The following is a 14,058-nucleotide window of genomic DNA, read 5'->3' on the forward strand; positions in this document are numbered from 1 at the left end:
TTATAAAATATCATGTTTGACTTGATCATGATCTGCATGGATTATACTATACCACTCTTTTTCATTGAGGATATTGATCTTTAATGATAACCCTTGTCTATACTTCATGCCTGGTGCGTCTCCTACAATTAAATAATCAGTTTTAGTAGAAAGATGTGAAGTCACCTGTGCTCCTAGGGTTTTAGCTCTCACTTTTGCCTCTGCTCGAGTCATAGTCAGCAATTTCCCAGTAAAAGCTATAATTTTATCATTTAAAAGAGAATTATTCGTAACATGATGCTTAATGGGAAGTATCTGGATATACTGAGTCACTTCATTTAATATTTTAATATTCATTGGCATAGAAAAGTAATATTTTAAAGAGTTCATAATCTCTTGTCCTATACCATCTATACCTAATAACTCTTTAAAGCTTTCTTCTTGTTTGATAATATTCTGTTTTGTGAGATTATTACTTATCATAGTATCTATTGGTAACAGATTCATCATTGCACAATACCAATGATTATATGTCAGATAATAATGTGCTAATAATGATGATATAGTTTTACCAATAAATTTAATACCTAAAGAGAATATAAATCTGTCCAGAGTAATGATTCTTTTACTATTGATAGCATTAAGTAAATTCGTGACTGATTTTTTGCCCCAATTTGGATATAAAGAGATATTGAAAATATTGAATCTTTCCTGTAAAGTAAAAATATCAACAATATTGTTTATAAGATTGATTTTATAAAAAAACTGAATATGTTTCTTATTAAAGCCAAGAATATTAAATGCATCTTTTGATACAAAATGTGTTAGTTTTGCTATTATTTGAGCTTGACAAGTAAATTCTTGAGAACATCTTGTGATAGCACCTAAAATGTGTGTTTTTCCTCCACATATAGGACATATAACTGGAAAAAAAAATCTAGAAGAGCTTTTCTTACGAAATCTTAAATCTACACCTGTAATTTGCGGAATAACATCCCCTGCTCTCTTAATGGTTACAATATCTCCTTCTCGTATATCTTGACGTGCAATTTCAGAATAATTATGTAAATTTGCTTTTCTTACTAATACACCTCCAATATTAATTGGCATTAATTCCGCAACTGGAGTAAGAACACCTGTTCTGCCTACTTGTATTGCAATTTTCTTTAATTGCGTTTTTGCATATATTGGAGAGAATTTATATGCAATTGCTGATCTAGGAGCTCTTTTAGTATTGCCTAAACGAACTTGTAATGCTAGATCATTTACTTTGAATACTACTCCATCAATATCATAATTTATATTATATCTACAATCATATAAAAAATGATAAAATAATAGCATATCATGTATAGTACTAGTTAATTTTCGATATTGATTGACAGTAAAACCAAGTGTCTCAAGTTTTTGCAGTATATCACTTTGAGATTGTTCTGCACTTCCAATTAAAGAATATGCAAAATATTTTAATGGTCTCATTGCTGTCACATGAGCATCTAATTGCTTTAAAGACCCAGAAGCTGCGTTTCTAGGATTTGAAAATTTATTATTTTGTATATTTAATTTTCTAAAATCTTGATAAGTAATATATATTTCACCTCTGATCTCTAATCTCTCTGTTACATCTTTTAGTACTTTAGGAAATCCCTTAATAGTGAGAATATTATTAGTAATATCTTCACCTATTTCTCCATTGCCACGAGTAGCAGCCTTAATTAGGATACCAAATTCATAAATTGCAGAAAATGATACTCCATCAATTTTTGGCTCACATAATATTTCAATCTTCTCTACCATTAAAAATTTTTTTATTTTAGATAAAAAGTTTTCTATACCTTGTTCATTATATGTTTTGTCAAGCGATAACATAGGAACGATGTGTTTTATTTTTGAAAATCTCTCATCAGGTGGAGCTCCACAACCATATTCTATATTCTCATTGATTAAGAGTTGTTTTTTGAGAATCTCCAATTCTTGCTTAAGTAAATCATATGCAGCATCAGAAATTTCTGGTTGACTTCTTTGATAATATAAAAGATCATGATAGTGAATTGTTGCTTGTAACTGAGAAAGCTGATGCATCGTATATAATATATAGCTCAATATGTCTAAAGACTAGGTACTGTTCTAGAACAAGAGAATTGAAAAATTTTAAACTCTCATCATCACTTCTAATACTTTCTGGCCAATCAATGCAGGAGTATCCGCAATATTGATATCAGCACTTTTCATCGCTTCTATTTTTGTTTCTGCACTTCCAATTCCAGAAGAAATAATAGCTCCAGCATGTCCCATACGTTTTCCTATAGGTGCTGTTTTACCTGCAATAAATCCTACAATAGGTTTTTTTACTTTTGTTGTTTTGATAAAATCTGCTAACTCTTCTTCTTCATTGCCACCTATTTCACCAATGACTACTATACCATGTGTTTCTTCATCTCTTAAGAAGAGTTCCATACAATCAATAAATGTCATTCCATGAATTGGATCTCCACCAATCCCAATACATGTAGACTGACCAAGTCCAACATGAGTTGTTTGCAATACTGCTTCATACGTTAAAGTACCAGAACGAGACATGATGCCAATATTACCAGGTCTGTGAATATACCATGGCATGATTCCTATTTTACATTGTCCAGGTGTGATGATTCCTGGACAATTAGGTCCTATTAATCTTAATGATGTATTTGCGATAGCATGATGTACATCTATCATATCTAATATAGGAATACCTTCAGTAATACATACTATTAATTCCATTTTTGCATCTATTGCTTCAAGTAATGCATCTTTAGCAAATTGAGCAGGGACATATATTACAGAGACATTCGCATTAGTTTTTTCTTTTGCTTCTAATACAGTATTAAATACAGGTAAATTGAGATGAAAATGCCCACCTTTACCAGGTGTCACTCCTCCAACTATTTTAGTTCCATATAATATTGCTTGTTGTGCATGAAATGTACCTTGTATACCAGTAAAACCCTGACAGATTACTCTTGTTTCTTTATTTATTAAGATAGACATGAATGATATACCTCACTTACTATCTTCTGTGCTGCGTGCGCCAACTCATCTATAATGAATATTTTTAATGATGATTCTAATAATATTTTTCTTCCTTTATCATAATGAGTGCCTGACAGCCTTACAACTATAGGAATATCTAGACATATTTCTTGTACAGCTATCACAAGTCCACTTGCGATTACATCGCAATGCATAATACCACCAAATATATTGACTAGGATGCCTTTAACATTTCTATCAGATAATATTATTTTAAATGCTTGTATTACTTTATTTTGATCTGCACTTCCTCCGACATCTAAAAAATTAGCAGGTGCACCCCCATAATATTGAATTATATCCATTGTTGCCATAGCAAGACCTGCCCCGTTTACCATGCATCCTATATTACCATTCATTTTGATATAACTGAGTCCATATTGTATAGCTTCTCTTTCTTCCTGTAATTCTTCTTCACTATCACGTAGACTATTTAGTTCTGGATGACGATATAATGCATTATCATCGAATGTCATTTTTGCATCTAATGCAATGAAGTCTCCTGAGTGCGTTTCAACAAGTGGATTGATTTCAATTTGACTAGCATCATTTGCAATAAAAGCTTTATAGATATTTTTAGCAACACTTGTTAATTTTTCAATTTGAAATTTATTCAGGTCAAAATCTTGCATTAATTGATTATTATTAAAATTTTTAAATCCTATAGCTGGGTCAATAGAAAATTTCATAATTTTATTAGGGCAATGAATAGCTGTTTGCTCAATATCCATACCACCTTCTGATGAAAATACAAATAGTAATCTACTTAATGTGACATCAACTAATAAACTAATATAAAACTCTCTAGTAATATTTATTGCTTCTTCAATATATACGAGCCTTACCTTTTTACCATGTAAACCTGTTTGATTAGTAAATAAAGTCATACCTAGCATTGCTTGCACACACTTTTGAATTTCCTTTCTTGAATTCGCTAGTATAATTCCTCCTCCTTTGCCTCGACCTCCCGTATATACTTGTGCTTTTATTACAACTTGTTCAGTATTTAGCTGATTAATTATTTTATCTATGTTAGATAAAGAAGATGTAATAAACCCCTTGGGTATAGGTATATTAAATTGACGAAGAATTTCTTTTGCTTGATATTCATGAATATTCATAATAACCTAGATAATAATCTATTAAATATTTAATATCCATAACGTTGTCTTCTAGACTCCTGATGATGTCTTTTTTTTCTAGCTTCAGCTTTTTTTTTCGCTCTTTTTTCTGATTTTTTTTCATGGAATTTTTTTTTCATTTTTAATGCTCTTCCTTCTTTTTGGATTGTCTTTTTTAGTACTGGAAAAGCTCTATCTATATCACCATAATGAACTGATACTTCAATCAAAGCGAAAATGCCTCCTAACAGCAATTAATCTATAAAAATTAAATTTTAAATCAGAATAGTGGTATTGTCAATTATTTTAATATATTTGATAGCAAATATATTAAAATATGGTAAATCGGGGCGGAGAGATTTGAACTCCCGACCCTTTGGTCCCAAACCAAATGCGCTACCAAGCTGCGCTACGCCCCGTCCTTAATTTATTCAAAATAACATAATTTAACTTGAATGCAAGAAACGTATATTAAATTTAGTGCAGTAATATCATATATAGAGATTTGTATAAAACATTATAATCAAGAAGCATGTACGACACAATGAAATGACTCATTATATAATTTTAGATAAACAAATTGCCACTTTACAGCTTGTTTTAATAAATGTAGATAATATCTTATTACTAGATATAGAATCTTTAGAATTGTATATGTATGCAATATCTCTATGTGAGAGTTCTTCAGCACGAAATTTACTAATAGTATCTTTTAGATCTCCACTATTTAATTTTGAAATTTGCTCTGCATAATGTTTCTCTATTACTTCTTCAACTGCAATAGTACATGTCATAGTAGAGCTTCTCCCCATTAATCCAGTAATTATTCCAAGAGAGACTCCTAAAGTACGCCATATTGGTAATAAAAAAGAAGGACGTACTTCATATTCTTGAAGCATTTTATTAAAATACCAAAAATGTTTTTTCTCTTGTTCTTCCATTTCTTTTATTTCTTGTACTAAAACAGTATTTTTTAAAGCAATTTTCTGTCCATAATAAATACACATTGCACCATACTCTCCAGCATGATTCACTCTGATAATCTGATGTAAGTATTGTATATTATTATACCTTAAGTTATTAAGTCTTATTTTTGTTTGCATATATTATACCAGATCCTAATAGAATGATTAATAAATAGATAAAATTCCATGTGGCTAAGGAAATATTGAAAATATAATTTGCACTATTACAAGATATAGAATATGTATTTTGAAAAAAATTCTCTCTTATCTGTTCAATACTTAGATTGTCAGCTAATTGATCTGTACATCCTACAATATTATGAAACCAATATGATTCAATACCAATATGATAGAAAGATATTAATACACCTATAAAATAGACACAATATATTATATAAATAAATACTTGATAATTTTTAATTATATAGAGAATCGAAAGAGAGAGTACAATATAGTAAATCATTCTTTGATATATACAGAGTGTACAAGGTAATATATTAAAAATATATTCAATAATATATGCAGTTATTAAGGATATAATACTAGAGAATAAGAATAAGATATTAGTATGCATGTTATTATTATAACTTTAACAAAAAGATTATTATAAAGATATTATACTGTAAATTAAAAATCTTTTATTCTATATAGGGATTTTTACTTTTCTTAAAAAGAATCCTAATTGGTATACCACATATAAAAAAAAAATTTCTCATATCATTCACTAAATAGCGTTTATAACTCTCTTGGATCTTATCAGGAAAGTTGCATATTATCGCAAAAGCTGGTGGAGAGGTACCAATTTGTACGATATATTTCATATTTACTTCTCTTCCATTGATCATAGGATGAGTATGTTTTTTTACAGAAGAGATAAGCCATTTATTGAGTTTTGAAGTGTTAATCTTATTATTTAAAGCATGATAGATCTTTATGCATTGATCGATTACATTAGTACATCTCATGCCTGTTAATGCAGAAATAGTAATAGTAGATACTGTTAAGTATAATCTATTAATTTCTTGATGCATAACAAGTTTTATTAATCTACTTCTATCATTTTTTTTAATTAAATCCCACTTATTTAATACAAGCATGATACCCTTACCTAATTTTATTACAGTGTCAATAATTGCTAAATCCTGATGTTCAATACCAATCATAGAATCTATCATGAAAATGATGACGTGGGATCTTTTTATTGCATCTATACTCTTATTAACAAATCTTAATTCTAATGTATCAATAATATTGCTCTTCTTTCTTATACCTGCAGTATCAATAAGAGTGATCAATAATCCTTTATAAGGAAAGAGTATATCGATAGAGTCGCGTGTTGTGCCTGGTTCTTCGCTCACTATAATTCTATTTTCTAGCAGTAAGCGATTAATAAAAGTGGATTTACCAACATTAGGACGACCTATAATTGCAATTCTTAATTTATTAGATTTATGATCCTGATCATTATCTAGTTTATGAATTTGATTGACTATATATATGGCTTGACTCAAACTTTCATACAGATCAGCCATACCAAGATTATGCTCAGCAGAAATATATACTGGTCCGATAAAATTAAAGTACTGCAAATAATTAATGTTATATGATTTGTTACTCTCACATTTATTTCCTATTAGGATGATAAATTTATTATTTGTTGTTTTGAGCCATTTTGCAAATTCTATGTTCTGATCATTATATACTAGTGTATCAACAAGAAATAAGATTATATGTGCCTGTAATAAAGAATACTCTATCTGTTTAATCACTTGTTGCGAAAATCTATTTTGATGATTCCACCCTCCTGTATCTATAATTAAAAACTCCAAATCACTAATTCTACCTATTCCTTCTCTTCTATCTCTAGTAATTCCAGGTATACTACTCACTATAGATGATGCATGACCAACTAACCTGTTAAAGAGTGTTGATTTACCAGCATTAGGTAACCCTACTATAGTAATTTTGAGCATAATTTTAAATATATATTAAGTCTGTGTATCAAAATCATAATACACACTTTTCACTTTAACTATTATCTTGAAATTTTTAACACAATTGCTTTATATGGCAGATTCATAACTTATTTCTTCTAAGAAATTGATTAGAATCAGTCAACAAGAGAATTATTCAATATATATATACTATTGCTTCATAGCAATAGTATATATATATTGAATCTATTCACATGAATGAGCATATGCAATTTATGCAATACTATAAGATATTACAGGAATTACAAGAGAAAACACTACAAGCTGAAAGAGGAGGTGGTGCTAATAAGATAGAGACACAGCATAAAAAAGGAAAATTAACTGCTAGAGAAAGGCTTCATGTATTATTAGATTTAGGCTCTTTTGAGGAATATGATCAATTTGTCACACATGTCTCAAATAGTATAGATAAACATAATACTCATTTTTTAAGTGATGGCGTGATCATTGGCCATGGTACTATTTATGGTAAGAGAGTTTTTGTATATTCCCAGGATTTTACTGTCTATGGTGGCTCATTGGGTATATTACATGCAAAAAAAATATGTAAGATTATAGATATGGCAATGACATGTAAAGCACCTATTATTGGATTAAATGATTCTGGTGGAGCAAGAATCCAAGAAGGAGTTAACGCTCTTGCTGGTTATGGGGAAATTTTTCAAAAAAACGTACATGCATCAGGTGTAATACCACAAATTTCTTTAATTATGGGACCTTGTGCTGGTGGTGCAGTATATTCTCCCGCGTTAACTGATTTTACTTTTATGGTCAAAAATAGTTCATATATGTTTATCACAGGACCAGATATAGTAAAAAAAGTCACATATGAAGATATTAATCATGAAGAACTTGGTGGAGCAACAGTACATACTAGTATAACAGGAGTATCGGATTTCGCATTCAATAATGACATTGAGATGTTACTCAAAATACGCGAATTTCTTACTTTTTTACCGTCACATAGTACAGACATATCTAGAAAGAGACCAATATCTTATAATATATCTGATAATGATATTTCCTTAGATACTTTGATCCCCGTGAATCTTAATACTTATTATGATATGCATGAACTTATTGAGAAAGTATGTGACGCACGTATTTTTTTCGAGTTAAAACCCAATTTTGCACGCAATATCATAATTGGCTTTGGAAGAATAGGGGGACAGTCTGTTGGATTTGTGGCTAATCAACCTATGTATCTTGCAGGTTGTTTAGATATTGATGCTTCAAGAAAAGCTGCAAGATTTATCAGATTCTGTGATGCATTTAATATTCCTATTATCACATTTATTGATGTTCCTGGATTTTTACCTGGAAAACATCAAGAATATAATAATATCATACAACATGGAGCAAAATTGCTTTATGCTTACGCTGAAGCGACTGTCCCAAAAATTGGTCTGATCACTAGAAAAGCATATGGTGGTGCGTATATTGTAATGAATTCCAAACATTTACAAGGTGATCTTAATTATGCTTGGCCAACTGCTGAAATAGCTGTGATGGGTTCTGAAAGTGCAGTAGAGATTATTGCTAGAAATTCAAAAAATAAACATGAATTAATCAGAGAATATAAAGCAAAATTTGAGAATCCATTTTTTGCTGCGTCAAATGGATATATTGATAGTATCATTATACCTAGCAAAACAAGATTTTATCTTAAAATGGCATTAGAAGTGTTACAAAATAAAAAGACAGATATACAATGGAAAAAAAAACATGATAATTTACCATTATAATTTCATTTATAATGATCATTGTAAAGTATTTTATATCAGGAAGTGCCGTTACCAAGACTCGAACTTGGGACCTCGTCATTACCAATGACGTACTCTACCATCTAAGCTATAACGGCATACTTAATGTATCTTGAAAACAATGCATAATATTAATAATAATAAAAAAAAAGAGTTACAGAAAAAAAAATTAGCGCAAGCTCTTAAAAAGAATATTTTAAAGAGAAAAAAACAACTCTTGACTAGGCAAAAAATCAGAGATATCACATAATTTTATATAAGCACTCTAATTTTTAATATGTAACTTCTTTAAAAAAGACATTTATTTAATAAAATTAATATAGAGTAATATAGATCTGAGTATTAAATGATCATAAAAACCCAGAGAGTGAGTAGCTTCACTACAAGTATTACTAATAAAATATATACTATATGATATTTAATATACACGTCATGTACAATACATCTATTAGATATTGATAATATAAATTTACTCATTGATATTTATAGATAGTCAGTATATTATCATTCTTCAGTCTTTTAGAAAATTATAATATAACACACTGCACTCTATAGTAATATTACTAGACTGATATTTTCTGAATATGGAGAAGTGGCTGAGAGGTCGAAAGCGCATGCCTGGAAAGCATGTATACATGAACAAATGTATCGAGGGTTCGAATCCCTCCTTGTCCGAGATTCTGCATATATGATCAGATATCTCTCTTTAATCTTCAAGTTTTTGTTATGTAATTGTGATAGATCTACTAGATTGAATATTTGTGATTTATAATATTGATAATTATATATTACCAATCAACTTTCTTATCTTGTACTGTCATGTAATATAAAGAGGTCAGGCTCACTAATGTGCAAATTGCAAGATATATCCCTGCTGCAAATGTTGTTTTAGTTTTTTCAATCAAAAACATGCATATTGTAGGAGAGATCCCACCAACTATTCCTGCAGATATATTATGTGCTAAACTAAATCCAGTACATCTAACTTTTGTAGGGAATAATTCACATATAAGAGAATTATATATGCCAAAAGATGCTGCTATTGGTATACTCATTAATAGATAAGAACATGTTACTATATAATAGTTATTATATGATAACAAGAAAAATATTGGTAAGCTATAACAAGCTAATACTACTAATATAGGTATCATAACCTGTTTTCTTCCTATTCTATCAGATAGAATTCCAAAGAATACTGCCAGACATCCAAATATAATTTCACTTATGATTCTTACTATGTTCTTAAAATTAATACCTGCAAGTACTACTTCTTCAACAGAAATATTGTAAAACATAATCACCGAATATACAATAGCATTTTGTGCAATTCCAATACCTATTGCTATCATAAACCCCTTTTTGTATCTTTTCATTAACTCTACAAATGGAGTATGAACTAACTTGTCAATATTCTTGTATTTCTTATATGCAATACTCTCTCCCATAATATATCTTATGAAGAATCCTGTAATACCCATCACAGAGCAAAAATAAAATGGTATTCTCCATCCCCATATTTCATAATTCATACCTGTATATTTTTTACAAATAGCAATCATCATAAAGCATGTAATTGCACCAAGAGCACCACTGAAAGGTTTAATACTTCCTAAAAAACCTAAATTCTTTTTATGATGTGAATGTTCTATTAAAAATGCCGCATTAATGCTAGTTTCTCCACCTGTTGATATTCCTTGTATAATTCTACAGATCAAAAATATCGTAGGGGATAAAATACCAATTTCTTTATAGCTAGGTATTATTCCAACTGTACTAGATGATATAGAGACAAGTAATACTGAGATTAGTAATACTTGTCTTCTCCCATATTTATCTCCCATATATCCAAAGATGAGTGCACCAAGTGGTCTAAAGCCAAATCCAATTGAAAAAGTACCAAGAAATTTTATTATATTTAAATATTCACTAGGAGAGGAAAAAAAAATATTACTTATTATATGCATCAAAACTATAAAAAGCGTTAATTCATATGATGTCATCATATTACAGATAATACTGGATAATATTGCTTTCTGCATATCACTCATGATTGAGTTATATCGTATAATATTTTAAGCTATATCTAAGCATTGAATTTATTATGTTATCACCTGTATTGATAATTCATTTAAGTATTTTTTCTCTATTTGAGATGGTGCTCCCATTAAAATATCTTCACCTTGCTGATTCATAGGAAAACATATTACTTCACGAATATTCTCTTCGTTAGCTAGCAACATCACTATTCTATCAATTCCTGGTGCTATACCTCCATGAGGAGGTACTCCAAATCTAAATGCACGTACTAAAACTTCAAATTTTTTATTTACTTCTTGATATGTATATCCTGCAATTGCAAATACTTTATATAGAATGTCTAATTTATTATTACGAATAGCACCACTCGATAGTTCTATTCCATTACATACAAGATCATACTGATATGCAAGAATATTAATGGGATTACTTACTTCTAGACCTGATAGACCACCTTGTGGCATAGAAAATGGATTATGAAAAAAATCAATCTTATGATCTTTATACGTAAAATAAGGAAAATCAATAATCCAACAGAACTTAAAAACCTCATCACTTATAAGTCCTAATTCTCTTCCTAATATAGTTCTCAATTGCCCAGCAATGTGTGACACTTGATATTCATAATCAGAGATAAAAAATACACTATCTCCTAGTTGAATATTTGTGGCTTTTTTTATAAGATTTAATCTCTGTGTATCAAGATATTTAGCGATTGTACCTTTCGATCTTCCATGATGATCAAAAATGATGTATCCTAGACCTTTGGCACCAAATTCTTTAGCATTTTTTATTTGCCTATCAAAGAAGCTACGAGGTGCTGTAGATGTATTTGGAGCAGGAATTGCTCTCACTAACATACCATGCTCAATATTTTTTCTAAAAATAGTGAATTCTGAATCACGAAAAATATCCGTGACGTCGCTAATTAACAGTGGATTTCGTAAATCTGGTTTATCGGAACCATATTTTAGGATGGAGTCTTTATATGTAATACGTGTAAAATTTTTCTCAATAGACTTACAAGAAAATTTAGTAAAAATTCGATATAATACATATTCAATAATATGAAAAATTTCTTCTTGTGTAACAAAAGACATTTCAATATCTAGTTGATAGAATTCACCAGGAGAACGATCTGCTCTTGCATCTTCATCACGAAAGCAAGGAGCAATTTGAAAATACTTATCAAATCCTGATACCATAAGTAGTTGCTTAAAAATTTGTGGAGCTTGAGGTAAAGCATAGAATTTGCCAGGATTGAGTCTACTTGGTACTAAATAATCACGCGCACCTTCTGGTGATGAAGCAGTAAGTATTGGGGTTTGAATTTCTAAAAAATCCTGTTCTATCAGACACTTTCTCAATTCTGTAATAATCTGTGAACGTAAGACAATATTTTTACGGGTTTTTTCTCTTCTTAAATCAAGAAATCTATATTTTAGTCTAATATTTTCACTATATTCTTGGTTATGAGCAATAGTTGATAATATACTGTTTTCCATCTTTGCTATTTTCTGATCATCATGTAAGAGAATTTCTGATTCAATATGTAAGTTACTTACTATTACTTCAATTTCTCCTGTTACAAACTCTTTATTGATTGCATCTGTATGTCTAGCTTCAACTATGCCTGTCACAGTAATAACACTTTCTAACTTGAGATGTATAATCTTATCAAAACACAACATGTCTTTATGAAAAACAAGCTGAGTAATTCCATAGTAATCTCTCAAATCAATAAAAATAAGATTTCCATGATTGCGTTTACGATATAGCCATCCTGATAACATCACTTCTTTTTTTAGATCGCTTATACGCAACTCATGACATCTATGCGTTCTATAACAGTTCATAGTGATATATTTCTTAGGTGTCTAGCAGTATAGAAATAAATATTATATGTAACAAGATTTATTTCGATAGTCATAATATCTAATCACATTACATCAAAAATATTGAATAGATTAATTGATTGAGATTATTTTAATTGAACATCAAGTATATTGAATCACATTCTTCACTGAAGACTATTAAAATCTTTTGCGAGACAAGATGCGATAGAAAAATGTAAAAAATATGAAATATGTTAATGGATATCTTCTTATATTGAGCATATGATGCAAGACAGATTATTATTTTAATAATGTACTCAATCAAATTTAAATTTTTAAAAAAATTTCTTAATATTGATTAAATCAACAATTAATATAATATATATATAAACTAATTTATTTATTACTCCTTAGTTAGATCATGTTAAATGCTTGAATGTGATAATTTATCCTGTGTGCGGAACAATAAAGTGTTATTCAAAGATCTGAGTTTTCATGCTACACTCAGTTCTAAGATTCTCATTACTGGTCCTAATGGCAGTGGCAAAACAAGCTTAATGAGAAGTTTATCTGGATTATTACAGCCTGCATCAGGGAAGATAACATATATGGGATATGATATATATGAAGATCAATTACTATATAAGTCTTCAATGATATATGTAGGACACAAAAATGGATGTGATCTCAGCTTAACTGTTGCGCAAAATATAGAATATTGGGCATACATACGAAATACTAGAAAATTTATTATGAGAGCTATTTCTTATTTACAGTTACAGCCAATCCTTAATATCAGATATGATAATTTATCTGTAGGTTGGCAAAGGAGAGTAGCAATTGCAAGGTTATTGATTTCTAATGCAAAGATTTGGTTAATAGATGAACCATTTTGTAATCTTGATAGCATCACATATGCATTAGTTTTTAATTTAATTTTAATGCATGCCAAGAAGCATGGCATTGTTATTATTACAGGACATCAGATTACAAATTTCTCTGACTTTCACATCATCATGCTCTCTGAATTATAAAAGATTTGTTTATAGTAAATTAAATATTAATAATATCTCTTCAAATAAATATATTACATTCAGTAAATAAAAAAATACTAAAAAAGTATTAGTCGGTTAAGATGAAAAAGATAAGATAAATATTATTAACCAATGTATCAACCAATTATTCTTTTTTAAGATCACATACTATCATTTTTCACTGTACAATGATTCTTTCTGAATCTATTAGACATTATATTATAACATATACTCTTAAGCAGATTATCAAGTAAA

The 14,058-nt window shown here is 29.4% G+C and carries 12 protein-coding genes and 3 tRNA genes; 4 read left to right on the forward strand and 11 right to left on the reverse strand.

The features are described from left to right. The 8 genes from ligA to der all read right to left on the reverse strand — a co-directional run bounded on the left by ligA (window position 1) and on the right by der (window position 7,110). Window positions 1-2,061 carry an NAD-dependent DNA ligase LigA gene (ligA, locus tag MC061_RS01830; protein ID WP_259535561.1) on the reverse strand — a complete coding sequence of 687 codons (2,061 nt, stop codon included), beginning with the start codon at window positions 2,059-2,061 and terminating at the stop codon, window positions 1-3. 69 nt (window positions 2,062-2,130) lie between these two features. Further along, on the reverse strand, window positions 2,131-3,009 hold the full coding sequence (gene sucD / locus MC061_RS01835; protein WP_259535563.1) for a succinate--CoA ligase subunit alpha: 879 nt from the start codon (window positions 3,007-3,009) through the stop codon (window positions 2,131-2,133). Continuing rightward, complete coding sequence (gene sucC, locus MC061_RS01840; protein ID WP_259535565.1) at window positions 2,997-4,172, reverse strand: ADP-forming succinate--CoA ligase subunit beta; 1,176 nt, start codon at window positions 4,170-4,172, stop codon at window positions 2,997-2,999. Before sucC ends, sucD begins: the two co-directional genes overlap by 13 nt. 29 nt (window positions 4,173-4,201) lie before the next feature. Next, window positions 4,202-4,402 carry a 30S ribosomal protein S21 gene (gene rpsU, locus MC061_RS01845; protein WP_259535567.1) on the reverse strand — a complete coding sequence of 67 codons (201 nt, stop codon included), beginning with the start codon at window positions 4,400-4,402 and terminating at the stop codon, window positions 4,202-4,204. 115 nt (window positions 4,403-4,517) lie between these two features. After that, window positions 4,518-4,591, reverse strand: a tRNA-Pro gene (locus MC061_RS01850). 138 nt (window positions 4,592-4,729) lie between these two features. Continuing rightward, entirely contained in the window at window positions 4,730-5,275 is a 546-nt protein-coding gene (locus tag MC061_RS01855; RefSeq protein ID WP_259535569.1) for a demethoxyubiquinone hydroxylase family protein, read from the reverse strand. Next, window positions 5,253-5,711, reverse strand: a complete 459-nt coding sequence (locus MC061_RS01860) for a disulfide bond formation protein B (protein ID WP_259535571.1) — start codon at window positions 5,709-5,711, stop codon at window positions 5,253-5,255. Before MC061_RS01860 ends, MC061_RS01855 begins: the two co-directional genes overlap by 23 nt. A 64-nt stretch (window positions 5,712-5,775) precedes the next feature. Then, window positions 5,776-7,110, reverse strand: coding sequence for a ribosome biogenesis GTPase Der (gene der / locus MC061_RS01865; RefSeq protein ID WP_259535573.1), 1,335 nt, complete (start codon window positions 7,108-7,110; stop codon window positions 5,776-5,778). A gap of 236 nt (window positions 7,111-7,346) precedes the next feature. On the opposite strand from der, the gene MC061_RS01870 reads away from it, so the two are divergent. Beyond that, a complete protein-coding gene (locus MC061_RS01870; protein WP_259536266.1) occupies window positions 7,347-8,876 on the forward strand; it encodes an acyl-CoA carboxylase subunit beta in 1,530 nt (509 codons plus the stop codon). Between the two features lie 43 nt (window positions 8,877-8,919). On the opposite strand, the gene MC061_RS01875 is transcribed toward MC061_RS01870, so the two are convergent. Then, a tRNA-Thr gene (locus tag MC061_RS01875) sits at window positions 8,920-8,992 on the reverse strand. A gap of 23 nt (window positions 8,993-9,015) precedes the next feature. Between MC061_RS01875 and MC061_RS01880 the strand changes: the two genes are divergently transcribed. Beyond that, the gene (locus MC061_RS01880; RefSeq protein ID WP_259535575.1) at window positions 9,016-9,144 is read left to right on the forward strand and encodes a hypothetical protein; all 129 of its coding nucleotides are present in this window, start codon (window positions 9,016-9,018) and stop codon (window positions 9,142-9,144) included. Window positions 9,145-9,480: 336 nt separating this feature from the next. Then, a tRNA-Ser gene (locus MC061_RS01885) sits at window positions 9,481-9,569 on the forward strand. Between the two features lie 113 nt (window positions 9,570-9,682). Here the strand turns inward: MC061_RS01885 and MC061_RS01890 are convergent. Together MC061_RS01890 and aspS are read right to left on the reverse strand one after the other, a co-directional pair. Continuing rightward, entirely contained in the window at window positions 9,683-10,945 is a 1,263-nt protein-coding gene (locus MC061_RS01890; RefSeq protein WP_259535577.1) for an MFS transporter, read from the reverse strand. A 51-nt stretch (window positions 10,946-10,996) separates the two neighbouring features. Next, a complete protein-coding gene (aspS, locus tag MC061_RS01895; RefSeq protein WP_259535579.1) occupies window positions 10,997-12,790 on the reverse strand; it encodes an aspartate--tRNA ligase in 1,794 nt (597 codons plus the stop codon). Between the two features lie 407 nt (window positions 12,791-13,197). On the opposite strand from aspS, the gene ccmA reads away from it, so the two are divergent. Then, a complete protein-coding gene (gene ccmA / locus MC061_RS01900; RefSeq protein ID WP_346268835.1) occupies window positions 13,198-13,803 on the forward strand; it encodes a heme ABC exporter ATP-binding protein CcmA in 606 nt (201 codons plus the stop codon). The last annotated feature ends 255 nt before the right edge of the window (window positions 13,804-14,058 follow it).

Source organism: Wolbachia endosymbiont of Howardula sp., assembly GCF_025021925.1.
In the GTDB taxonomy this organism is placed as follows: domain Bacteria; phylum Pseudomonadota; class Alphaproteobacteria; order Rickettsiales; family Anaplasmataceae; genus Wolbachia.

Coding starts and splice junctions, on each gene's coding strand:
- ligA (WP_259535561.1), bottom strand. CDS start 2,061: ATGCATCAGCTTTCTCAGTTACAAGCAACAATTCACTATCATGATCTT.
- sucD (WP_259535563.1), bottom strand. CDS start 3,009: ATGTCTATCTTAATAAATAAAGAAACAAGAGTAATCTGTCAGGGTTTT.
- sucC (WP_259535565.1), bottom strand. CDS start 4,172: ATGAATATTCATGAATATCAAGCAAAAGAAATTCTTCGTCAATTTAAT.
- MC061_RS01855 (WP_259535569.1), bottom strand. CDS start 5,275: ATGCAAACAAAAATAAGACTTAATAACTTAAGGTATAATAATATACAA.
- MC061_RS01860 (WP_259535571.1), bottom strand. CDS start 5,711: ATGCATACTAATATCTTATTCTTATTCTCTAGTATTATATCCTTAATA.
- der (WP_259535573.1), bottom strand. CDS start 7,110: ATGCTCAAAATTACTATAGTAGGGTTACCTAATGCTGGTAAATCAACA.
- MC061_RS01870 (WP_259536266.1), top strand. CDS start 7,347: ATGCAATACTATAAGATATTACAGGAATTACAAGAGAAAACACTACAA.
- MC061_RS01880 (WP_259535575.1), top strand. CDS start 9,016: ATGCATAATATTAATAATAATAAAAAAAAAGAGTTACAGAAAAAAAAA.
- MC061_RS01890 (WP_259535577.1), bottom strand. CDS start 10,945: ATGAGTGATATGCAGAAAGCAATATTATCCAGTATTATCTGTAATATG.
- aspS (WP_259535579.1), bottom strand. CDS start 12,790: ATGAACTGTTATAGAACGCATAGATGTCATGAGTTGCGTATAAGCGAT.
- ccmA (WP_346268835.1), top strand. CDS start 13,198: ATGCTTGAATGTGATAATTTATCCTGTGTGCGGAACAATAAAGTGTTA.